17 protein-coding genes and 1 pseudogene are annotated in these 23387 nt (G+C 62.8%); 8 read left to right on the top strand and 10 right to left on the bottom strand.

All coding sequences use genetic code 11. The annotated features are described in order from the left end of the window. Positions 1 to 252: 252 nt before the first annotated feature. Positions 253 to 1419, bottom strand: a complete 1167-nt coding sequence (locus HFO99_RS29890) for a pyridoxal phosphate-dependent aminotransferase (protein ID WP_222365308.1) — start codon at positions 1417 to 1419, stop codon at positions 253 to 255. A gap of 111 nt (positions 1420 to 1530) precedes the next feature. Beyond that, positions 1531 to 1968 (bottom strand): large conductance mechanosensitive channel protein MscL, encoded by a 438-nt coding sequence (gene mscL / locus HFO99_RS29895; RefSeq protein WP_222365310.1) that lies wholly within the window; start codon positions 1966 to 1968, stop codon positions 1531 to 1533. A 207-nt stretch (positions 1969 to 2175) separates the two neighbouring features. On the opposite strand from mscL, the gene HFO99_RS29900 reads away from it, so the two are divergent. Beyond that, positions 2176 to 5700 carry a hybrid sensor histidine kinase/response regulator gene (locus tag HFO99_RS29900; protein ID WP_222365312.1) on the top strand — a complete coding sequence of 1175 codons (3525 nt, stop codon included), beginning with the start codon at positions 2176 to 2178 and terminating at the stop codon, positions 5698 to 5700. A 9-nt stretch (positions 5701 to 5709) separates the two neighbouring features. Here the strand turns inward: HFO99_RS29900 and HFO99_RS29905 are convergent, their stop codons facing one another. Continuing rightward, positions 5710 to 6267 (bottom strand): TetR/AcrR family transcriptional regulator, encoded by a 558-nt coding sequence (locus tag HFO99_RS29905; RefSeq protein WP_222332285.1) that lies wholly within the window; start codon positions 6265 to 6267, stop codon positions 5710 to 5712. 137 nt (positions 6268 to 6404) lie between these two features. Between HFO99_RS29905 and HFO99_RS29910 the strand changes: the two genes are divergently transcribed. Beyond that, the gene (locus HFO99_RS29910; protein ID WP_222365314.1) at positions 6405 to 7607 is read left to right on the top strand and encodes an MFS transporter; all 1203 of its coding nucleotides are present in this window, start codon (positions 6405 to 6407) and stop codon (positions 7605 to 7607) included. A gap of 6 nt (positions 7608 to 7613) precedes the next feature. Here HFO99_RS29910 and HFO99_RS29915 read toward each other — a convergent pair. Together HFO99_RS29915 and HFO99_RS29920 are read right to left on the bottom strand one after the other, a co-directional pair. After that, a pseudogene (locus tag HFO99_RS29915) lies at positions 7614 to 8057 on the bottom strand (YybH family protein). 91 nt (positions 8058 to 8148) lie between these two features. Continuing rightward, the gene (locus HFO99_RS29920; protein WP_024321006.1) at positions 8149 to 8553 is read right to left on the bottom strand and encodes a GFA family protein; all 405 of its coding nucleotides are present in this window, start codon (positions 8551 to 8553) and stop codon (positions 8149 to 8151) included. A gap of 115 nt (positions 8554 to 8668) precedes the next feature. Here HFO99_RS29920 and HFO99_RS29925 point away from each other — a divergent pair, with 115 nt between their 5' ends. Then, positions 8669 to 9112 (top strand): MarR family winged helix-turn-helix transcriptional regulator, encoded by a 444-nt coding sequence (locus HFO99_RS29925; protein ID WP_261323391.1) that lies wholly within the window; start codon positions 8669 to 8671, stop codon positions 9110 to 9112. 409 nt (positions 9113 to 9521) lie between these two features. On the opposite strand, the gene HFO99_RS29930 is transcribed toward HFO99_RS29925, so the two are convergent. The 5 genes from HFO99_RS29930 to HFO99_RS29950 all read right to left on the bottom strand — a co-directional run bounded on the left by HFO99_RS29930 (position 9522) and on the right by HFO99_RS29950 (position 15689). After that, positions 9522 to 9731: a cold-shock protein gene (locus tag HFO99_RS29930; RefSeq protein ID WP_003545273.1), complete on the bottom strand. Its 210-nt coding sequence runs from the start codon at positions 9729 to 9731 to the stop codon at positions 9522 to 9524. A gap of 236 nt (positions 9732 to 9967) precedes the next feature. Next, positions 9968 to 12181 (bottom strand): 3-hydroxyacyl-CoA dehydrogenase NAD-binding domain-containing protein, encoded by a 2214-nt coding sequence (locus HFO99_RS29935; RefSeq protein WP_222365319.1) that lies wholly within the window; start codon positions 12179 to 12181, stop codon positions 9968 to 9970. A 16-nt stretch (positions 12182 to 12197) separates the two neighbouring features. Continuing rightward, positions 12198 to 12581: a cupin domain-containing protein gene (locus tag HFO99_RS29940; protein WP_222365321.1), complete on the bottom strand. Its 384-nt coding sequence runs from the start codon at positions 12579 to 12581 to the stop codon at positions 12198 to 12200. Positions 12582 to 12583: 2 nt separating this feature from the next. Continuing rightward, the gene (locus HFO99_RS29945) at positions 12584 to 13792 is read right to left on the bottom strand and encodes an acetyl-CoA C-acetyltransferase (RefSeq protein WP_222365322.1); all 1209 of its coding nucleotides are present in this window, start codon (positions 13790 to 13792) and stop codon (positions 12584 to 12586) included. A gap of 100 nt (positions 13793 to 13892) precedes the next feature. Continuing rightward, on the bottom strand, positions 13893 to 15689 hold the full coding sequence (locus tag HFO99_RS29950; RefSeq protein WP_222365323.1) for an acyl-CoA dehydrogenase C-terminal domain-containing protein: 1797 nt from the start codon (positions 15687 to 15689) through the stop codon (positions 13893 to 13895). A gap of 271 nt (positions 15690 to 15960) precedes the next feature. On the opposite strand from HFO99_RS29950, the gene HFO99_RS29955 reads away from it, so the two are divergent. The 5 genes from HFO99_RS29955 to HFO99_RS29975 all read left to right on the top strand — a co-directional run bounded on the left by HFO99_RS29955 (position 15961) and on the right by HFO99_RS29975 (position 23361). Beyond that, on the top strand, positions 15961 to 16662 hold the full coding sequence (locus HFO99_RS29955; RefSeq protein ID WP_222365324.1) for an SDR family NAD(P)-dependent oxidoreductase: 702 nt from the start codon (positions 15961 to 15963) through the stop codon (positions 16660 to 16662). Between the two features lie 102 nt (positions 16663 to 16764). Further along, positions 16765 to 17130: a VOC family protein gene (locus HFO99_RS29960; RefSeq protein ID WP_222365325.1), complete on the top strand. Its 366-nt coding sequence runs from the start codon at positions 16765 to 16767 to the stop codon at positions 17128 to 17130. Between the two features lie 327 nt (positions 17131 to 17457). Then, on the top strand, positions 17458 to 21258 hold the full coding sequence (locus HFO99_RS29965; RefSeq protein ID WP_222365326.1) for a peptidoglycan-binding protein: 3801 nt from the start codon (positions 17458 to 17460) through the stop codon (positions 21256 to 21258). Between the two features lie 379 nt (positions 21259 to 21637). Then, complete coding sequence (locus HFO99_RS29970) at positions 21638 to 22561, top strand: sulfite exporter TauE/SafE family protein (protein ID WP_017966911.1); 924 nt, start codon at positions 21638 to 21640, stop codon at positions 22559 to 22561. After that, entirely contained in the window at positions 22561 to 23361 is an 801-nt protein-coding gene (locus tag HFO99_RS29975) for a TIGR02186 family protein (RefSeq protein ID WP_222250969.1), read from the top strand. The genes HFO99_RS29970 and HFO99_RS29975 overlap by 1 nt, the downstream gene beginning before the upstream one ends. Positions 23362 to 23387: the final 26 nt, after the last annotated feature.

Here is a 23387-nt window from a genome sequence, read left to right on the forward strand (position 1 = left end):
CCCAAGGTTCCTGCAACCACACGGGCCAGATGAAGAGCCGGTTGCGATCCTGCTCCCCACAGTCCCAAACGACTGAGAAGGTGACGATCCGACAACCAGCTTCCGGGCGGGCGGCCACCCGCCCGGAAGCGTTAGTATCCTACATTTTTGTCATCCAAGAAGGTGCCGGCAGGCGGATGAGGGGCAGACCTCGGCGATCTCCTACGGAAATAGCCATGACATCTTCTCCTTTTCGCTGCAGGCGGACACTTCTCAGAGCTTGAGGATATAGTCGCAGAGACGCTCGGCCGCGGTCGCCACCTGCGTGGGGTCGCGCAGGAAACAGGCGCGCAGGAAGAGTTCGCCGCCCCGGCCGAAAGCGGTGCCGGGAGCAAGGCCGACGCCTGTCTTGTCGACGATGTCGAGCGCTGCCTTGCGGCTGTCGGCGACGCCGTCGATCTTCAGGAAGGCGTAGATCGCGCCATCCGGTTTCAGTGTCTCGACGCGGTTGGTGGCGACAAGCGCATCGCAGAGAATATCGCGGGAGCGGGCCGCCTTGGCGATATTGGCAGCGACAAAATCGTCGCCATGATCAAGGGCTGCGACGGCGCCCTTCTGCATGAACTGCGCCACGCCCGATGTCGAATACTGGATGAGGTTTTCGAGCACCTGGCCCATCTCAGGGGGTGCTACGATCCAGCCGACGCGCCAGCCGGTCATCGACCAGTTCTTCGAGAAGGAATTGACGAAGATGACCTTGTCGTCCGGTTCCATCACGTCGAGGAAAGAGGGCGCGCGGCCGCCGGCAAAATAATAGCGGGCGTAGATTTCATCCGCCATGATCCAGAGGTCGTGCCTGCGGGCAAGCGCCAGGATATCGCCAAGGTCCTTCTTCGTTGCCGTCCAGCCGGTCGGGTTCGACGGCGTGTTGATGAAGATGCCCTTGGTCTTCGGGGTGATCGCGGCTTCGATGCGGTTCAGATCGACCGCCCATTTACCGCCTTCGAACTGCAGCTCAACACCAACGGAGCGCGCACCGGATATTTCGAGAGCGGCGGCGATGTTCGGCCAGGAAGGCGAGAGGTAAACCAGTTCGTCTCCCGGCGAGGTCAGCGCCTGCACGGCGATCTGGATCGCCTGCATGCCGGAGCCGGTGACGTAGAAATGCTCGACCGGAAGCCGGATTTCGAAATGCCTGGTGTAATAATCCGACAGCGCCTGGCGAAGCTCCGGAATGCCGCGCTGCCAGGTGTAGAAGGTCTCGCCGGCGGCAAGCGCGTCCATCGCCGCCCGGCTGATGAAATCGGGCGTCGCCAGATCGCCCTCGCCCACCCAGAGCGGTAGCAGACCCTCGCGGCCACGGGCGTAATTGACGACTTCGACGATCCCGCTTTCGGGCGCCGCTACTGCGCGCGGGCTAAGGCTGCTGACGATCGACATGCATATCTCCGGTTTCCGCCTTCATAGCGGATTTGTACCGGCAAATCCCATGACATCCAGTGATGGCTTATCGATTTTCGTGATGATTGAGCCCGGCCGGAGCGGGCGGGATCAAGCCGTCGGGCGCTTGGCGAGAAGATCGCGGATTTCCGTCAGCAGCTGAACGTCTGCCGGCGGCGGTGGCAACTCTTCCGGTGCGGCCTTTTCCTGGCGCTCGACCTGGACACGCAGGGTGTTCACGCCCTTGACCATCAGGAAGATGATCCAGGCGAGAATGAGGAAGTTGATGAGCACGGTGAGGAAACTGCCATAGGCAAAGACCGCTCCCTGGGCGCGGGCGGCGGCAAGCGTCGGCGCGTTGATGGCCGACGACAGTGGGAGGAAGTAATTCGAAAAATCGAAGCCGCCGAAAATGGCACCGACGATCGGCATAATGAGGTCATCCACCAAAGATTTGACGATGCCACCGAAGGCGCCGCCGATGATGACGCCGACCGCAAGATCCATGACATTGCCGCGGGCGATAAAGGCCTTGAACTCATTGATCATCGGATCCGTCTCCCTTCGATACAATTGATTTTATTAGCTACATCTTCATTGCAATTAATCAATCGGCAATCGTTATTATTTGGGGATACCCCCGTGCGGTCTTTGACTTAAGGCCTAGACCGGCGGGAATTCTCAAAGTGCCTGAAATAACTTAAGCTGACCGATGTTGCGGAAGGTCCCGGCGGGTTTTCCGCCGGCGGAGGGTCAATGCTTCCAGGCTGGGTCATATTCGCGTCTGCCTTCGGCTATCTGCTCCTGCTTTTCGCCGTGGCAAGCTATGGCGACCGCAAGAACCGCGGCCCGGGCACGCGGCAAGGCGGCCCGGGCACGCTGGAAGGCGGATGGCCGGTGGTCTATGCGCTGAGCCTTGCGATCTACTGCACCTCCTGGACCTATTTCGGCAGCGTCGGGCTTGCGGCGCAGCGGGGCCTGGAATTTGCCGGCATCTATATCGGCCCGATCCTGGTCTTCACGCTCGGCATGCCGCTGCTTCGCCGTATCATCGAGCTCGCCAAGGCGGAGAAGCTCACCTCCGTTGCCGACTTCGTCGCCGCCCGCTACGGCAAGAACTCGACGGTCGCAACGATCGTCGCATTGATCTCGCTGATCGGCGCCATTCCTTATATTGCGCTGCAGCTCAAGGCGATCTCCAGCACCGTCAGCGCCATGGTCAATCCGTCCGATTACGGCATCGGCAGCGGCAATCTCTATTTCCTCGACCTGCCGCTCGTCGCAACGCTGGTGCTTGCCTGCTTCGCCATCATGTTCGGCACGCGGCATACGGATGCGACGGAGCATCAGGACGGCCTCATCCTCGCCGTTTCGATGGAATCCGTGGTCAAGCTCGTCGCCTTCCTGACGGCCGGCGTCTGCGTCATCTGGTTTCTCTTCGATGGCCCGACCGATCTCTGGCGCAAGACCGTCGACAATGAGCTGGTCATGTCGGCGCTCAGCTACCATACGCCGATCAGCCGCTGGATCACCCTGATCCTATTGTCGGCCTTTGCGATCATCCTGCTGCCGCGGCAATTCCACGTGACGGTTGTCGAAAACCGCACCCCGAAACAGCTGAAACTCGCAGGCTTCCTGTTTCCCACCTATCTCATATCAATCAATCTCTTCGTGCTGCCGGTGGCGATCGGCGGGCTGCTGACCTTCGGCGGCAGCGGCAATGCCGATTTCTACATGCTGTCGCTGCCGCTTGCCGGCCAGATGCCCGTCATTTCGCTGATCATCTTCATCGGCGGTTTCTCCGCCGCAACGGCGATGGTCATCGTCGATTCCGTCGCGCTGTCGATCATGGTGTCGAACGACATCATCATGCCGATCTTCCTCAGGCGCAAACTCGCCGGCCGCGCCAGCCAGCGCGACAATTTCGCCAAGACGCTGCTCAACATCCGCCGCAGCGCCATTTTCGCCGTGCTGCTGTTCGGCTACGCCTATTACCGTTCGACCGACAGCACCGCCGGCCTTGCCTCGATCGGTCTTCTTTCCTTTGCGGCGATCGCGCAAATCGCCCCGGCGCTGTTCGGCGGGCTGATCTGGCGGCGAGCGAACGCGCGCGGCGCGATCCTCGGGCTGACCTCCGGTTTCGTCATCTGGATCTACCTGCTGTTCCTGCCCTCGCTCGGCGGCCCCGATTATTCCTATGTGGCGAGCGCCGTGCTCGGCTTCATCTTCCCCGGCACGACATTGTTCACCGCAGCGGGCGCCGATCCGCTGGTCAATGCGACAGCGATGAGCCTGCTCGTCAACACCGCCTTCTTTATTGTCGGCTCGCTCACCCGCAACGCCAGGCCGCTGGAGCGCATCCAGGCCGGCATCTTCGTCAAGCGGCATTCGCGCTCACAATTTGCCACGCGCGGCTGGAAGACCCGCATCAGCGTCGGCGATCTCAAGGCGGCGATCTCGCGCTATCTCGGCGAAGAGCGCATGCAGCGCTCATTGACGACCTACGAACAAAGCTCCGGCCGCAAGCTGGAGGACGAACAGCCGGCAGACATGGCGCTCATCCATTTCAGCGAACAGCTGCTGGGCAGCGCCATCGGCTCGTCCTCGGCTCGGCTGGTGCTGTCATTGATCCTGCAGAAGATCGAGGATGCCTCTTCCGACACCGCCTGGCTGCTCGACCAGGCGAGCGAGGCGCTGCAATATAACCAGGACATGCTGCAGACAGCACTTTCGCAGATGGACCAGGGCATTGCGGTCTTCGACAGTTCCAACCGGCTGACGATCTGGAACCGGCGCTTCCGGCAATTGCTGGATCTGCCGGAAAGTGCCGGCCAGGTCGGTTTTCCCCTGTCCGATATCGTCACCACGCTCAGCCAGCGCGGCGACATCGCGCCCGGCGATCTCAGCCAGACGGTGCGACATTTCCTGACGCTCGACAAACCCTTTTCGCTGGTGCTCGGCGGCGGCGAGCGGATCATCGAGGTGCGTTCCAATGCTATGCCCGACAAGGGCATCGTCGCCACCTTCACCGACATCACCCAGCGCGTGAGTGCCGACCAGGCGCTGAAACAGGCGAATGAAACTCTGGAGCAGCGCGTTGCCGAACGTACGGCCGAGCTTACCCGCGTCAACCACGAACTCGGCGAGGCACGCGCCGCTGCCGACGAAGCGAATATCGGCAAGACACGCTTTTTTGCCGCCACCGGCCACGATATCCTGCAGCCGCTCAATGCAGCCAGGCTCTATTCATCGGCGCTGGTCGAGCGTATGGCGCAATCCGACAACAGCCTGATCGTGCGCAACATCGATTCCGCGCTGGAATCGGTCGAGACCATTCTCGGCGCGGTGCTCGATATATCCAGGCTCGATACCGGCGCCATGCGACCGCGGCTTGCCTCCGTCGCGCTCTCCGACCTGCTGAAGCGTATCGAGACCGATTTCGCGCCGATCGCCCGCGAAAAGCAGCTGAAGCTGGTGGTCATGCCGACGTCGCTCAGGGTCCGCTCCGACCCCAACCTGCTGCGCCGGCTGGTGCAGAACCTCGTCTCCAACGCCATCAAATACACGATCAGCGGCAAGGTGCTGGTCGGCGCGCGCCGCCGCGGCAACCAGGTGATCATCCAGGTGATCGATTCAGGCATCGGCATTCCGCCATCGAAATTCCGCACCGTGTTCAAGGAATTCGCGCGGCTGGACGAGGGCGCGAAAACCGCCTCCGGCCTCGGGCTCGGCCTTTCGATCGTCGACCGCATCGCCCGGGTGCTCAACCATCCGGTCGAGCTGCACTCGACGCATGGCAGGGGCACGGAATTCCGAATCGCCATGCCGCTCGACGTCTCGCGCCCGGCCGAGGCGGCAGCGGCAGTCACACCCGCCGACCGTCCGGGGCAGCCGCTGAGCGGGCTGAAAATCCTCTGCATCGACAACGAGCCGAAGATCCTCGAGGGCATGCGGCTCTTGATCAGCGGCTGGGGCTGCGAGGTGGCGGCGCTGGATTGTCTTGCCGACGTGATATCAAGCGACGGTCGGGACGGACCGCCAGATATCGTCATTGCCGATTATCATCTCGGCGACGGCACCGGCATTGCCGCTATCCTGCATCTGCGCCGGCAGTTCGGCGCCGATATTCCGGCTTTGCTGATCACGGCCGACCGTACGCCCGAGGTGCGCAGCGAGGCCGAGCGATACGGCATCGCCGTTCAGCACAAACCGGTGCGGCCGGCGGCACTGCGCGCCTATATCACCCAGATTTCCGGCCTCAAGCGCGCAGCCGCGGAGTAAGAGATCCGCTCAGTCCGTCGCGCCCATGACGCGGGCGACCAGATCGCGCACGCGCGCTGCATCCGGCACGTCAGCGAACAGGATGCGGTACATGATCGGCGCCACGACCTGGTCCATGACGCGATCGACATCCGGAAAGACCTCGCCGCGGGCCTTGGCCCTCTCGGCGATGACGCCGATCTGCTGGCGGGTAAATCCAGCGCATTTGCAGGCATTTGCGCCCGCCTGCGCCGCCAGCACGTCGCGGATCATCTCGCGGCCCGGCCCGGAGGACATTTCCTCGGCATATTGCTCGGCCCAGGCTTCGAGATCGGCCTTGCCACTGCCGGCATCGACCGGCTGCATATCCGGGCGCAGCCGATCGACAGCGACATCGGCGAAAAGCTCCTGCAGGTCGCCCCAGCGGCGATAGATGGTCGATGGCGTCACCCCCGCCTTGCCGGCGATCAGGGGGATCGTCACCTCGGCGCGGCTCATCTCGGCCATCAGCTCACGGACCGCCTTATGCACCGATGCCTGAACCCGGGCGCTTCTGCCGCCCGGACGGAGATTCTCTTTCACTGTCATGCGGGCAACCCGACTTTCTCTCCTTGATGCCGATGGTTCAAAATCTTTGACAGACCTATTAACGCAAAGAATTTGCTTTTACGAAATGCCTGCTCTACATAAGCTAACGCAACGGCTTAGCTTTAAGGAGCTTATATATGTTCGTCGCAGCCAAATCCACCGAGAATTCGCCGCGCCCCTCTATCGGCTTTCATGCGCTGACGCTCGCCACCTTCTTCGGCGCCTCCGCGGCGCCGACGCCGCTCTACCGGATCTATCAGGAAAACTTCTCCGTCTCGCCGGTGCTGATCACGGTGATTTTCGCGGTCTACGCCTTCGCGCTGCTGGCGGCGCTGCTGACCGCCGGTTCGATCTCCGACCATCTCGGCCGCAAGCCGGTGATCTTTTTCGCCCTTGTGCTCGAAATCATCGCCATGGTGCTCTTCGTCGTCGCAAGCGGTCCCGGCTGGCTGATCGCAGCACGGATCGTGCAGGGGCTGGCAACCGGGATCGCCGGCGCCTCGCTCGGAGCGGCGCTCGTTGATGTCGACCGGGCAAAGGGACAGATCGTCAACTCGATCGCACCGCTTTCCGGCATGGCGGTGGGCGCGGTCGGCACCAGTGCCTTGATCCAATACGGCCCCTTCCCGATGCATCTGATCTATGCGCTGCTGCTCGTTGCCTTCACGCTGCAGGCAGCGGTCATCTGGCTGACGCACGAGACCGGCGGCACGCGGCCGGGCGCGCTCGGCTCGCTGATACCACGGGTCACCATTCCCAAGCAGGTGAAGCGACCGCTCTCGCTGGTGACACCGATCAACATCGCCAACTGGACGCTTGCCGGCTTCTATCTCTCGCTGGTCCCGTCCCTGGTCGCCACCACAACCGGTAGCCGCGCGCCGCTGACAGGCGGGGCCGTCGTCACCGCATTGATGGTGAGCGGAGCGATCGCCGTCTATCTCAGGCGCAGCAAGACGGCATCGGCCAATCTCGCTTTCGGCGTATCGGCCAAGACGCTCGGTATCCTGACCGTCGTTGCCGGCGTGCATCTGGCCAATGTGCCGCTGCTGCTGATCGGCACGATTTTCACCGGCGCCGGTTTCGGCACCAATTTCCTCGGTTCGATCGGCACCATCATGCCGCTCGCCAAACCGGACGAGCGAGCCGGGTTGCTGTCGGCCTTCTACATCCAGAGCTACCTCGCCTTCAGCCTGCCGGCGATCCTTGCCGGGTTCCTGGCAAAATCGGCCGGTTACGCGCTGACGACGGATATCTATGCGACGGCGATCCTGCTTTTGATGGGCGTCGGACTGATGAGCATTCGCGCCGACCGACGGAAGATCGCGGGGAGTGCTGCCTGACAGTCTTCACGGTTTGAGATCGAGCAGCGCCCGGCCGCTGCCGTCCATGGCGAAGGGCACCGAGGCGTGCTGATGGGCAACCAGCCAGCGGCCATCCTGCTTGACGAGGCCGAGGGTCTGGCGGAACCAGAGATCGACGGCAGTGCCGTCGATCTTGGTCCCTGTCATGCGCATGAGGCCGCTCCAGAAAGCGACATCTTCGCCAACCGTCAGCCTGGCATCGCGCACATCGCCGCCGATCGGGCCTTTCCAGGTATCGAACTAGGCCTGCAGGCCCGCCTCGTCCTTGCCGTAGTAGACAAGCGGCGGCGCCAGCGAAAACTCGACCTCATCCTCGGTCTCGTAGGAAAGCGCGTCCTTGGCGTTTTTTTCGCCCAGCGCCTTGGCGCGCATCATCAGCATGGCGATGATCGCCTCTTCCTCGATCCTGGCGTTCGCTTCGTCTTTCACGGTCGTTCTCCTTCTCCGTTATGGACAGGACGAAGGGGAGGACGACGTTCCGACATCAGCGATAGAACCGCTGCGCAGTTTTGGAATTGCGTCAGAGATAACTCGTCACCACCGGTTCGTTCCACCAGGCATCGTGCCTGCCGTCGGCATAACGGACAGGCAGTGCTGCCAGTTCCTCAGGGGTGATATCGTCGAGGCAGGCGATGTTGATCGAAACATAGGCACCGCCGATCGCTTCGACATAACCGTCACCATAGGCTGGCACACCGCAGGTGCGGCAAAAGCGATGATGACCGCTCATGGTGTTGAACTGATAGTCGGACGTTTCCGCCTGGTCGCACATCAGCCGGAAATCCTCCGGCTTGACGTTGGCGCCCCAATAGCGGCGCTTGGCGCAGATCGAACAATTGCAGCGGCCGGTGCCTTCCTCGAGGTCCATGTCCACCTCGTAGTGCACTTTGCCGCAATGGCAGCTTCCCTTGTAGGTTTTCTTCATGGCGCTCTCCTCCTTCGGCGTTGCCTTCAGTATCTGGATATGACAATATGTTGTCATCATGAATGAGATACAAAATAGACAACATGTTGTCAAACAAAATCGACCGGAGCGGACGATGGAGGGGAATGCCTTTTCCGCTTTCGCAATTACCGCCCTTCGCCTCGCCGGCCATCTGACGGCGGCGGGCGACCGGCTGGCAAAGCCGGCGGGACAGACGAGCGCGCGCTGGCAGGTGCTGGCGGCGGCACGACGCGGTGGCATGTCGGTGGCGCAGATTGCCCGCGCTCTTGGCCTCGCCCGCCAGGGCGTGCAGCGGCTTGCCGACGTGCTGGAGAGCGAAGGGCTGATCGCCTATTCCGACAACCCGCAGCACCAGCGCGCCAAGCTGGTTCGGCTGACGGCAGAAGGGGCGGCGCGGCTCGGCGTTATCGACGTCGCGCAAGCAGGATGGGCCGACGAGCTCGGCGCTGCGTTCACGTCAGCCGAACTCGATGCGACGCGGGCGGTGATGGCGCGGGTCATGGAGATGCTGGAGGGTGACGGGACGGCCGGCGGTTGAGCGCGTTATCTCTCTTACGAGGCTTGTTGTCGCCGGTGACGCTTTCGGCTTGGCGAAACGAAAGATTCTTCAAGTTTGTGCCGTGGCCGCCCCCCTCTGCCCTGCCGGGCATCTCCCCCACAGGTGGGGAGATCACAAGTGGCCCGAACTTCCTGCTCATCTACCGTTCGCCGTGCCGGACGCCGATTGCTTGGGGAAGCCGGTGCGCCCAGCCAATCTCCCTCCTTGTGGGGGAGATGCCCGGCAGGGCAGAGGGGGTGTGGCGGACGCATTTCTTGGGAAAGGGCACAGCATCAGCCGGCCACAACAAAAAAAGGCCGGGTGAACCCGACCTTCCCTGCTATCTCAACGAACCGTGCCAGTACATCCGTGGTCACGATCCGGAGATGATATTTAGAGCCTTAAAGGCTCAGGCCGCCTGGAGGCGGTCTGCCGACATCTTGCCGGACTTGTTGTCGCGGACGAGCTCGTAAGACAGCTTCTGGCCATCCTTGAGATCGCGCATGCCAGCGCGTTCAACGGCAGAGATGTGGACGAAAACGTCGGCTGCGCCGTCATCCGGCTGAATGAAGCCGAAGCCCTTGGTTGCGTTGAACCACTTTACGGTACCTGTGCTCATGACGATATCCTTTTCGAATCGTTCATTAAAGACTGCAGCTCGGATAAATGCCGAGCGGCGATGAAAACCGATTTTGGAGGAAGTTCGCCAGGAACGACGCAAGGCCGTTTCAAAGTTCATCTAGCAAGATCGATGCGCGAATATGTAATCGGAAATTGTGTCGGTGACAAGGCCGCAGCTATGGAAAGTCGAGTCGGGCTGATGGAGTATTTTTGACAGCAGGATGGAGAGGCGACCTAAGCCGCCTTCCCCACCTTCGCATAGGGGTCGAACCGACCGTAAAACGTCTCGCCCTTGGCGGCCATGTCCTTCAACAGCGGCGTCGGCTTGAAGTGACTTCCGTAAGCAGCAGCTAACTTTTCCGCCAATTCCACGAAAGCCTTCGCGCCCATCCCGTCGATATAGCTCAGCGCCCCGCCGGTATAGGGCGCGAAGCCGAAGCCCAGGATCGAGCCGACATCCGCCTCGCGCGGATCGGTGACGATGCCTTCCTCGACGGTGCGGGCAGCTTCCAGCGCGATGGTGACGAGGAACCGTTGCTTCAGGACGTTGACGTCGACCTCATCCGCCGGCTTCTGCGGATAGAAGGTCTTGAGGTCTGGCCAGAGGGACTTCTTCGCCGGCTTCGGCGGGTAGTCGTAGAAGCCCTTGGAATTCTTGCGGCCGAAACGGCCCTCCTTTTCCACCATGAGGGAGATGAGTTCCATGTGCCTGGGGTCGATGGCTTTTTCGCCGAGATCGGCGACCGTCGCCTTGAGGATCTTCAGCGAGAGGTCGATGGCGACCTCGTCGTTGAGCGCCAGCGGACCGACCGGCATGCCGGCCATCTTGGCGGCATTCTCGATCATGACAGGCGGGACGCCCTCGATCAGCATGTCGTAGCTTTCCGACATGTAACGCAGCACGCAACGATTGACGAAGAAGCCGCGGGTGTCATTGACGACGATCGGCGTCTTCCTGATGGCTGCGACATAATCAAGAGCGACGGCCAGCGCCCTGTCGCCGGTGTCGCTTCCGAGGATGACCTCGGTCAGCATCATCTTCTCGACAGGCGAGAAGAAGTGGATGCCAATGAAATCGGCCGGGCTTTTCGAATTCCTAGCGAGACCAGATATCGGCAGGGTCGAGGTATTGGAGGCGAAGATCGCGCCTTCCGGAAGCACCGCCTCGATCGCCTCGATGACCGCTTTCTTCACCTCGCGATCCTCGAACACCGCTTCGATGACGAGATCGGCATCGGCGAGGTCGGCATAGTCTGCCGAGGGCGTGATGCGGGAGAGCAGTGCAGCCGCCTCGTCCTGCGTAAGACGTCCCTTACCGACAGAATCCTTGACCAGGCCTTCCGAGACGGTCTTGCCCTTGGTCGCCGCGTCGATGTCGCGGTCGATCAACGTCACCGGGATTCCGGCGGCGGCGGTGACATAAGCAATCGAGGCACCCATGAAGCCGGCGCCGACGACGCCGACATGCTTCAGCTCGGTCTTCGCGTGACCTGCCGGGCGGCGGGCGCCCTTGCCGAGTTCCTGCATGGAGATGAACAGCGAACGGATCATCGAGAAGGCTTCGCGGGTCTGCAGCACCTCGGTGAAATAACGCTGCTCGATCTTCAGGCCGGTGTCGAACGGCACCTGCAGGCCTTCGTAGACGCATTTCAGGATGGCAAGCGCTGCCGGATAATTGCCCGATGTTTCCCTGCGCAGAATCGCCGGGGCTGCCGGCCAGAGCTGGGCGGAAGCCGGCGTCCAGATGCCGCCGCCCGGCGCCTTGAAGCCCTTCTCGTCCCAGGGGGCAACAGGCTTCAGGCCATCCTTGATCATCTGCTTTGCTGCCGGAATGAGCTGATCCGGCTCGACCACCTGATGCACGAGGTTCATCGCCTTGGCGCGGGAGCCGGTCAGCGACTGGCCCGTCGTCATCATCTGCAGCGCATCCTGGGCGTTCGCCAGCCGTGGCACACGCTGGGTGCCGCCGGCGCCGGGGAAGATACCGACCTTGACCTCGGGCAGCGCGATCTTGACGCTCTTGGCATTGGAGGCGACGCGGCCGTGGCTGGCGAGCGACAGTTCGAAAGCGCCGCCCATGCAGGTGCCGTTGATGGCGGAAACCCAGGGCTTGCCCGATGTTTCGAGTTTGCGGAACAGGCCGCTCATGCGGCCGACCAGACCGAAGAGGTTCTGCACGGCCGCTTGCGGGCTCTTTTCCTTCTCATCCTGATACGAGCTGAACATCGACTTGATCATCGACAGATCGGCGCCGCCGGAAAAGGAGGATTTGCCGGAGGTGAAGACGACACCCTTGACGGCGGCGTCAGCGGTCGTGGCGTCGATGATGGCGTCGAGTTCGGCCATCACCTCGGCGGTGAAGACGTTCATCGATTTTCCGGGCATGTCCCAGGTGACGAGAGCGATGCCGTCGGCGTCGGTTTCGAGCGTGAAATTGGTGTAGGTCATTGGGTTTCCTCCCCGATCAGGCCGGCAAATGGCTGCGCTGCGCGTCTAAGGTCTTCGTCTTTTCGGTGACGACATCGCCGGTATGCTTGGTCTCAGACGGCTCGAAAAGCACGATCCAGCATTCCTCCTCAGCAACCGGATTATGCTCGACACCCCTCGGCACGACATGAAAATCGCCTGCGTTCAGATGCACATGCGGGCGGTCGCGATATTCGATGGTCAGCGAGCCCTTCCAGATGAGGAAAAGCTCGTCCTCGTCGCGGTGGGAATGCCAGGCGAGCTGGCCCTTAACCTTGGCGAGCTTGACGCTCTGGCCGTTGAGATCGGCGATGACGCGGGGCGACCAGTGCTCGGTGACCTCGGCATATTCGGTTTCGATCGTGCCGGTGTTGAAGCCCATCGTCAGACCCTTTCGATAACTGTTGCCGTGCCCATGCCGGCGCCGATGCAGAGCGTCACCAGCGCGGTGTTGAGGTCGCGGCGTTCAAGTTCGTCCAGCACCGTGCCGAGGATCATCGCGCCGGTGGCGCCGAGCGGATGGCCCATGGCGATGGCGCCGCCGTTGACGTTGATCCTGTCGTGGTCGATGTCGAATGCCTGCATGTAGCGCAGCACCACGGCAGCGAAGGCCTCGTTGAGCTCGAAGAGGTCGATGTCGGAAAGGCTCATGCCTGATCGTTTCAACAGTTTCTCGGTGACGTCGACAGGCCCGGTCAACATCAGGGCCGGATCGGAGCCGATATTGGCGAAGGCCTTGATGCGGGCGCGCGGCTTTTTGCCCATGCTCTCACCGCCGGCCTTGGAGCCGAGTAGGACGATGCTGGCACCATCGACGATGCCGGAGGAATTGCCGGCATGATGAACATAGTTGATGCGCTCGATCTCAGGATGGGCCTGGATGCCAACGGCCTCGAAGCCGCCCATCTCGCCGGGCATCTGGAAGGACGGATTGAGGGAGGCGAGCGCCTGCATGTCGGTGCCGGGGCGCATGTGTTCATCCTTTGCCAGGATCGTCAGGCCGTTCTGGTCCTTGACCGGGATGACCGACTTGTCGAACCAGCCCTTTTCCCAGGCATGGGCGGCACGCTTCTGGCTCTCGACCGCGTAAGCGTCGACATCGGTTCTGCTGAAGCCGTATTTGGTGGCGATCAGATCGGCCGAGACACCCTGTGGCATGAAGTAGGCCGGGAAATTTACCGAAGGGTCCATAAACCAGGCGCCGCCGGACATGCCGAGGCCGACGCGGGACATGCTTTCGACGCCGCCGGCAATGACGATGTCGTCGGCCCCTTGCGCGATCTTGCCGGCGCCGAAATTGACGGCATCGAGGCCGGAGGCGCAGAAGCGGGAGATCTGCATGCCGGGCGCCTTCGTGGAGTAACCGGCTTCGAAGGCGGCAGCCTTGGGGATGACGGCGCCGGCGTCCATGACCGGATCGACGCAGCCCATGATGATGTCGTCGACCGTTTCGGTATCGAGCCCATTGCGGTCGCGGATCGCCTCCAGCGTCTTTGCCGCGAGGCGGACGGAAGGCACTTCATGTAGGGCGCCGTCCTTCTTGCCGCGGCCGCGCGGCGTACGCACGTGGTCGTAAATGAAAACCTCGGTCATTGTCTCATCTCCCTGACAGCAATCTATCTTGCCTCAAATCTTGGAAGGAGGAGATAAGACCCCTCCCCAGCCCTCCCCACAAGGGGGAGGGAGAACCGGCTCAAAACGCTTCGGCGGCCAGTTCCATCATCGTGTCGGCGCCGGCTTCGATGCGGGCCTTGCGAAGTGCGGTTTCCGGCATGAGGCGTTCCATGAAGAAGCGGGCGGTGACCAGCTTGTTCTTCAGGTAATCCTCGCGGGCGGCATCGCCGGATGCAAGTCCGTCCTCGGCGGCCTTGGCCATCTTTGCCCACATATAGCCGAGAATGACGAGGCCGAAGAGGTGCATATAGTCGGTCGAGCCGGCGCCGGCATTGTCGGGTTTGGCCATGGCGTTCTGCATGAACCACATGGTCGCGCCCTGGACGTCGTTCAAGCCCTTCTTCAGATGCTTGGTGAAGAAGGAGAGTTTTTCGTTGCTGCGGTTCTCCTCGCAGAAATCACCGATCTCCTTGAAGAGGGCCATGGCGGCGCGGCCGCCGTTCAGCGCCAGCTTGCGGCCGACGAGATCGAGCGCCTGAATGCCGTTGGCGCCCTCATAGATCATGGCGATGCGGGCATCGCGCACATACTGGCTCATGCCGTGCTCTTCGATATAGCCGTGGCCGCCGAAGACCTGCTGAGCCATGACGGCATGATCGAAGCCCTTGTCGGTCATCACGCCTTTGAGGATCGGGGTGACGAGGCCGAGAATATCGTCGGCCGTCTGACGCTCCTTCTCGTCGCTAGCGCGGTGGGCGATATCAGACTTGAGCGCGGTCCAGAGCAGGAAGGCGCGGCCGGCCTCGTTGAAAGCACGGATGGTCATCAGCGTACGGCGAATATCCGGATGGACGATGATCGGATCGGCCTTCTTGTCCGGTGCCTTGGGGCCGGACAGCGAGCGGCCCTGGATGCGGTCTCGGGCGTAGCTGGCGGCGTTCTGATAGGCGATCTCGGAAATGGCGATGCCCTGCAGGCCGACCATCAGGCGGGCCTCGTTCATCATCACGAACATGGCGTTGAGGCCGCGGTTTTCGGCGCCGATCAGGAAGCCGGTCGCCTCGTCGTAGTTCATCACGCAGGTGGCGTTGCCGTGGATGCCCATCTTGTGCTCGATCGCGCCGCAGGAGACGGCGTTGCGGGCGCCCGGCGCGCCGTCCTTGCCGACGAGAAATTTCGGAACGATGAAGAGCGAGATGCCCTTGGTGCCCTCGGGCGCACCCTCGATGCGGGCTAGCACCAGATGAATGATATTATCGGTCAGGTCGTGCTCGCCGGCGGAGATGAAGATCTTCTGGCCGGAGATTTTGTAGCTGCCGTCGGCCTGCGGCACCGCCTTGGTGCGCAGCATGCCGAGATCGGTGCCGCAATGCGGCTCGGTCAGATTCATGGTGCCGGACCACGTGCCGTCCACCATCTTCGGCAGATAGGTGGCCTTCTGTTCATCGGAGCCGTGGACGAGGAGTGCGGCGATCGCGCCCTGAGTCAGGCCCGGATACATCATCAGCGACATGTTGGCAGCCGAGGTATATTCGCCGACGGCGGTATGCAGCGTATAGGGAAGCCCCTGCCCGCCGAATTCCTCCGGCACCGCAAGGCCGATCCAGCCGCCTTCGCGATAGGCTTTATAGGCCCCCTTGAAGCCCTTCGGCGTCGAGACGCTGGCATCGTCGTGACGCTTGCAGCCTTCCTGGTCGCCGGAATAGTTCAGCGGAAAGAGAGCTTCCTCGGCAACCCTTCCGGCCTCGCCGAGGATCGCTTCGATCATATCGGGGGTCGCATCGGCAAAACCCGGCAGATTGTTGTAGCGTTCGAGACCCAGCACGTCGTTGAGGACGAAAAGCGTATCGTTCACCGGGGCCTTGTAGACTGGCATCTCTCAAATTCCTCCCATTCGACTGACTGGATCGCGCCGGCCTTGGGCACTGTCTTACAAAATATTGACGTTTGCGTAAACGTCAAATTTTACAACTACGGCGTCTTTCTTGAAAAAATTCGAGAGCACGAATCCGCGGGCCATGAAGCGCCGAAAGGAGCAGACGCCATCTCATCTTCCTTGTCCACCGCAGAACGGAGTCTCGGCCGAGCAGTAGCGCAAGTCGTTCCTACGTCCTACGTCTGTGGGACGATCCATCGAGGAAGACATCATGACCGACTTTCCCTATGAGAGCGCACTCATCGTCGGTGCGGGCTCCGGCATCAGCGCATCGCTTGCCCGGCAATTGTCGGCGCAGGGCGTCAAGGTCGGGCTCGCCGCCCGCAATATCGAAAAACTCCAGGCGCTGGTCGATGAAACGGGCGCCAGCGCCTTTACCGCCGACGTCTCGCAGCCGGCGAGCGTCGCGGCACTCTTCGAAGAGGCCGCTGGCGCAATCGGCGGGCCTGACGTGGTGATCTTCAATGCCAGCGCCCGTCAGCGCGGCCCACTGGCCGAACTCGATCCCGCCGACGTCGAGAAGGCGATTGCGACTACTGCTTTCGGCGGTTTCCTGGTGGTGCAGCAGGCGGCGCGACGGATGATCCCGCGCGGCCGCGGCGCCATCCTCATCACCGGCGCGTCGGCAAGCGTGAAGGGCTTTGCGCAATCAGCCCCCTTCGCGATGGGCAAGTTCGCGCTGCGCGGCCTTGCCCAGAGTGCCGCCCGCGAACTCGGGCCGATGGGCATCCATGTCGCGCATTTCGTCATCGACGGCGCGGTGCGCTCGCAGATCCGGCCGGACCGGGTGGACAAGCCGGATGGCACGCTGCTGCCGGATGCGATCGCCCAGACCTATATCGATGTGCTTCGCCAGCACCGCAGCGCATGGTCGCTGGAGGTGGAAGTCCGGCCCTGGACGGAGAGCTTCTAAGTCTCCCTCCCTGGCCGCGGCCTGCCGCCGCAGGGGAAGCAACTTTCACGACACTCTCAGACGGGTTAGGCTTTGCCGTCAAGGCAAGCTGGGAGGATACCGATGCCGCGTCTGGACCATGTCACCATCGAGACCCGCGATGCGCCTCAGATGATCGCCTTTCTGGAAACCGTGCTCGGTGTTCGGGAAGGCTATCGGCCGCCCTTCGCAACGCCCGGCCACTGGCTCTATCTGGACGAGCGCCCGGTCATCCACCTCAGCCTGACATCGCGCAGCACCGATTTTCCGCCCGGCATCTTCAACCATGTCGCCTTCAGCCTTTACGAATTCGGGCCGGGGCTGGAACGCATCAAGGCGGGCGGCTGTCGCTACGACTATTACGATATTCCCGACACAGATCTCGGCCAGGTCTTCGTCTACGGCCCTGAAGGCGTGAAAATCGAGCTGCAATATCCGCGTCCGGCCTGAGCGCGCGAGTGGCCATTCAATGTGACGCGTTCGGGGGCAATTGCCGTCAAAAACGGCGTTCGGAACACAAACGTTAAAAAATTCCCATCGGCATTAACGGCTTGTTTACCACGTTTCGTGAAAGGTGCGGATTGAGCAGTAGTGATCCGCATTCCTTTCCCCCGTCTCGCGTTCCTTAAGGATGCCGCTACATCGTTCAGCTTGAGGAAAGTCTAATTGACTATCGTCTTATGAATGGTGCGCTCAGGTCCGCGTAAAGCGGGCAGCAGACGAAAAGCCAACGATCGAGCTCTGACGAGGGGTCGAGCAGTCGAAGCGAGCAAGAAGATGAACGGATCGCGATCAAATCCTTCCCGACAGTCCGACAGGACCTCGCTCGATGCGCTGAACCGCACGATCGAAGGGCTGGAGGCGCGCATCGAAGGGCTGATGGGCAGCGGGCGCGAACAGCGGCCACGCACGGCAACGGCCGAGCGCGATCTTTATGCCGCTTCCCATGTCCCCCGGCCCGCAAAGGCCCCGCCCGAGCCGCGGCCGGATCCGCTTGCCGAAATTCGTCAACGCCAGCGCGCGCTTGAAGCCGGCCGCGAGCGGCCTTACGCACGCGAACAGGCCCCACAGCTTCGCGAACCCACGCCCCGCGTCGCCGCCCCAGTGCCGGCACCGGCCTTGCGCGCCGGCGATGACACGATGACGGAGATCGCCCAGGCGCTCGTCAACCTGCGGCAGGACCTGAAGCGCGACATTTCCGAGGGCGTCACTCGCGAAATGAACGCGCTGCGCACCGAGCTGCGCGAGATCAAGACAAATGCCGGAGACGGCCGTTTCGCCGACGACATGCGCGCCGATATGGGCCGCCTTGCCCAGAGCATCACCCAGCTGACCGGTCGCTCCGCCGCACCGGAGGCCACGGGCCTTCGTGAAGATTTCGAAGAGCTGCGCTCGCTGATGGACGGCCTGGCGCGCGAAGATTCGCTGCGCCATATGGAAAACCGCTGGGACGGCTTCGAAAACCGGCTTGCAGCACTCGATACAGAGGGACTGCAGGAAGAACTCGTTTCGCTCGCCTATCGGCTCGATGATATCAAGCGCCATATCGGCGGCATGGGCGAAAGCCCGGCCGTTCGGGCGCTGGAAGACAAGCTGATCTCGATCGCCACGGCGATGGAGCATTTCGGCAACATGATCCAGCCGCACGACCGGGTCATGTCCGAGCAGTTCGCCGCCATGGACATCCGGCTCGACGAGATCAGCCGGGCGATCGCGGCAAGCGGGCGCACAGCCACTGCGAATGATCCGGGCCTGATGCAGCGGCTGGAAAGCCGGCTTGCGGCGCTGGCGGACCAGATCGACCTGATGAGCCATGATGCGGCCAGCCGCGTGAACCCGGCCGACGAGCTGGCGATGCGGCTGGAGGCGTTGACGGGACGCGTCGAGGAGCTGACGAAGGCGGAAGCGACGTCGCGGCTCGACGAACGGCTGGAACATCTATCCTATCTGCTGGAGCGTACGCAGGAGACGGCGCCGCAGGCCGACCTCACCGGCACGCTTTCCGACATTTCCCGCAAGATCGACGCGCTTGAGAACGGCGCCGTCAACGACGTGCTGGCGCAGCGGCTCGACCATCTCGCCCGGCGCATCGACGAGATGGCCTATCAGCAGCAGGCGCCGGCGCCGGCCGCGGTAGTCGACGACAGTGCCTTCCAGCGTCTCGAAGGCCGGCTGAGCGACATTGCCGCCCGCCTCGAAGAGAGCACATCGGCAGCACCGACCGATCCGCACGCGCTGAAGAACCTCGAAGACCAGATCGCCAATCTTTCGGCACTGATGAGCGCGCCGCGCGAAAGCGCTGCGATACCGCCCGAATTCGACCGGCGCATGGGCGCGATCGAAGATTATATGGCGACGAGCGACGAATATATCATCGAGGCGGCACGCCAGGCGGCAGAGGCCGTCGTCGAAGCCTATTCGCGTCATGGCGGCCCGCAGGGTGTCATGCCCGCCGCCGACATGTCGGCGCTGACGGCGCTGGCCGAGGATCTGCGCCACCTCGAGGATCTCAGCCGCGACAGCGAGGAGCGCACGCACAAGACTTTCCAGGCGCTGCACGAGACGCTGGTGCATATCGCCGACCGCCTCGACGGCATGGGAGATCGCGGCCGGCCGGCCGCCCAGATGCCGATCGCCGACGTCGATTTCGATGTCGATCCCTATGCGCTGATGGTGGCCGAAGCCGAGATGAACAGGACGCCGGCCGCTGCCCCGACAGCGAAGGCTTCTCCCGTTATCCGCACGGCCGAGGTCGCAGCCGAAGCTGCCGCCCCGGCACAAGCCACCGCCCCGGCACAAACCAACGCCATGAGCGGAACGAGCGCGATCGCCATCGAAGCCGCGACCAGGACGACGGAGACAGCAGCGACATCGGCAGGGACACAGGCACCGGCAAAGGCCAGCCTGCTCGCCAACCTCGGCAAGCGGCTGCTGCCCGGCAAGAAGGCCGAGAGCCGGACGACCGAACGGCCGATGATCGACCCCGCGCCGTCGATCGATCCCACCGACGTGGTGCCGACGGATGCGGCAAACGAATTGCTCGAGCCGGGCTCGGGCGCACCTGACGTGAAGAAGATCCTTGAACGGGTTCGCGCCAGCCAGAGCGCGGCACGCGGCAAACCTGCCGGCGAAACCGATCGCGCCGATTATATCGCTGCCGCGCGCCGTGCGGCGCAGGCGGCCGCGATGGAGGTGGATGCCAATCCGAAGCAGGCAGCCGGCAAGGCCGAGAAGAAGGGCGCGAATGCCGACAAGGCCGGCAAGGCTTCTGACAAGACGGGCAAGACCAGCGCCTTTTCGCGCTACCGGCGGCCGATCCTGCTGGCGGTCGGCGCCGTGCTGCTCGCCATCATGGCCTTTCCGCTCGCCCGAACGCTGACAAGCGGCGAGCGCGCGCCGCAGCCGCCCGCGGAAGTCTCGGCGCTGACGGGTGCTGCGGAAAACCCGGCGCCGGCCTTGCCCGAAGCGACACCTACCCAGCCGGATGCCGCCGCTCTCGGAACGACCGCTCCAGCGGCGGAAGCTGTACCGCCCGCCGCCGAACAGGCGCAGCCGCAAGCAACCCCGCCGGTCGCCGGCGACCATCTGACTGATATGACGCCGCTCGACGGCGAAGGGGCAGCGACTTTTGCCCCTCCCGCTCCGTCCGGCGCAGCGCAGGAGACATCGGGCTTCGTTCCAGCACCCGCACCGCAGGCGACTATTACCATTCCCGACACCGTCCAGCCGAAATCGCTTGCCGATGCGGCGAGCGGCGGCGATGCGCTGGCGCTGTTCGAGATCGGCGCGCGCTATTCCGACGGCCGCAACGGCATGACAGCCGATCAGAAGCAGGCGGCGAGCTGGTACCAGCTTGCGGCCGACAAGGGCTTTGCGCCGGCAGAATATCGGCTCGGCAGCATGTACGAGAAGGGCAACGGCGTCGAACGCGACATCGCCAAGGCGAAGGTCTTCTACGAGCAGGCGGCAAATCAGGGCAATGCCAGCGCCATGCACAATCTCGCCGTCCTCTACGCCTCCGGCGCGCTGGGCCAGCAGGATTATGCCACGGCCGCTTCCTGGTTCACCAAGGCTGCGAACCTCGGCATCACCGACAGCCAGTTCAACCTGGCGATCCTCTGCGCTAGGGGCAACGGGGTTCCGGCAGATCTCGAAGAGTCCTACAAATGGTTTGCGATCGCCGCCAAGGCCGGCGACAAGGATGCGGCGCAGAAGCGCGACGAAGTGGCCAAAGCCATGAAGCCCGACCAGCTCGAACGGGCGCGCGCCAAGGCCGATCTCTGGAAGCCGGAGCCGGTCGACCACCGTACGAACGCCATCGACATTCCCGACGAATGGGCCGGCACCGGCGCGAAGACGGCCACCGTCGACATGAAGAAGGCAGTCCGCAACATCCAGGCTATCCTCAACAATAACGGCTTCGACGCCGGAGTTCCGGACGGCGAAATGGGTGCGAAGACCGTGACCGCAATCAAAAACTTCCAGAAGTCCGTCGGCCAGGAGCCGGACGGCAAGGTGACCGACGCGACCGTGAAGGCGCTGCTCGAACGCAACAAGCAAGGCAGCAAGGCGATCTGAGGCGCAGCCTCTCGACTCCCTCTTCTCCCCTCGGGGAGAAGAGGAGATGCGGCAACCTCTCGGTCCACGTCCCGCAAGGCTCAACCCCGGTAGGTTCGGGTGGGGCAGCCATCGGCGCCGGCCTGGCGGCACTATGCCGCAAGGCATTTTCCAATTTTGCCGCAGCCTGTCACAAAACCTGAAAAAAGCCGGATTATGCCCGGACATATCGATCCGCGTATCCGGCGAATCCTCTGCCACCGATCTCTCCGCCAATTTCTATGGCTAATCACGGGGCCGATCGAAAGCCTCTGGCAATGATTTCACAGTATGGTGCGCATTCGAACGGGGACGTGACAAGAAACCGCCCGGCAGGAGCGGTCATCATTCGGGGTCGGCTGTGACAATCTATCTGCCCATCGCAGAATTGTCGGTGAACATTTTCATCATTCTCGGCATGGGGGCGGCCGTCGGATTCCTGTCTGGAATGTTCGGCGTCGGCGGCGGTTTTCTCATCACCCCGCTGCTGATCTTCTACAACATCCCCCCGGTCGTCGCGGTCGCGACCGGCGCCAACCAGGTTGTGGCGTCGTCGATATCGGGCGCGATTACGCATTTCCGGCGCGGCTCGCTCGACGTCAAGCTCGGCACGGTGCTGCTGGTCGGCGGTCTTACCGGTGCGACGGTCGGCATCTGGATCTTCTCGCTGCTGCGTGCCATCGGCCAACTCGATCTCATCATCTCGCTGATGTATGTCGTCTTCCTCGGCACCGTCGGCGGACTGATGCTGCTCGAAAGCATCAACGCCATGCGGCGGGCAGCGCGCAACGAGCCGCCCGCACCGCGCAAGCCCGGCCACCAGCACTGGGTGCACAAGCTGCCGCTGAAGGTGCGTTTCAAGAAATCGAAGATCTATCTCAGCGTCATTCCGATCGTCGCGCTCGGCTTTGCGATCGGCATCCTTACCTCGATCATGGGTGTCGGCGGCGGCTTCATCATGGTGCCGGCGATGATCTACCTGCTGCGCATCCCGACCAATGTCGTCGTCGGCACCTCGCTGTTCCAGATCATCTTCGTGACCGCCTATACGACGATCGTGCAGGCGGCGACGAACTTCTCCGTCGACATCGTGCTCGCCTTCATCCTGATGGTGGCAGGTGTCATCGGCGCGCAATATGGCGTGCGCGTCGGCCAGAAGCTGCGCGGCGAGCAGCTGCGCGCCCTGCTCGGCCTGCTGGTGCTCGCCGTCGGCCTGCGTCTGGCGATCGCACTGGTGGTGGCGCCGGCCGACGTCTATTCGGTGGTGATGGGAGCCGGCAACTGATGCGCTTGGCTGTTTTCGTCATCGCGTTACTTTGCCTGCTGCCGGCCTCTGCCGGAGCACAGTGGCTGCCAGGGCAGGCATCCGAGGCGGTGCGTGAAGGGTTGGAAATCGGCACGTCGACCAGCGAAATCGCCATCACCTCGGATTTCCACGGTGCGGATCTGACCATTTTCGGGGCGCTCTCGAACACCGACCAACTGCTGCTCGCCGTCGGCCAATATGACGTGGTCGTGGTGCTGGAGGGGCCGCGCGAGGATGCGACGGTGCGCAAGAAGGAACGCGTCTTCGGCATCTGGGTGAACACCCGCTCGATGACCTTCGAAGCGGTGCCGCATTCCTATTCGATGTCGAGTTCGCGGATGATCGACGACATCGTGACGCCGCTTGACCTGACCGACCAAGAGATCGGCATCGATCACATTCCGCTGACGCCGGTCGGCTTCGTCGGCGACGGCAGCAATCTCGGCGAGTTCCGTGACGCCTTCCGGCGGCTGCAGCAGGGCGGCGGGCTCTACGACCGCAACCCGAGCGGCGTGCGGTTCGTTTCCTCCAACCTCTTCAAGGCGAGCCTGCGCTTGCCGGCGAACATTCCGAACGGCGTGCACAGCGTGCGCGCCTATCTGTTCAAGAGCGGTCTTTTCGTGACCGAGAAGTCGCTGCCGCTGCGGGTCATCAAGACCGGCATCGAGCAGACGATCACCGATGCGGCGCATGATCAGCCGATCCTCTACGGCTGCGCGGCCGTGGCTCTAGCCGTGATCACCGGCTGGGGTGCCAGCCTGATCTTCCGCAAGGACTGATCTGCCGCAAGGCGCCCAAGCGGATT

The sequence above is a fragment of the Rhizobium leguminosarum genome (assembly GCF_019798305.1).
In the GTDB taxonomy this organism is placed as follows: domain Bacteria; phylum Pseudomonadota; class Alphaproteobacteria; order Rhizobiales; family Rhizobiaceae; genus Rhizobium; species Rhizobium leguminosarum_U.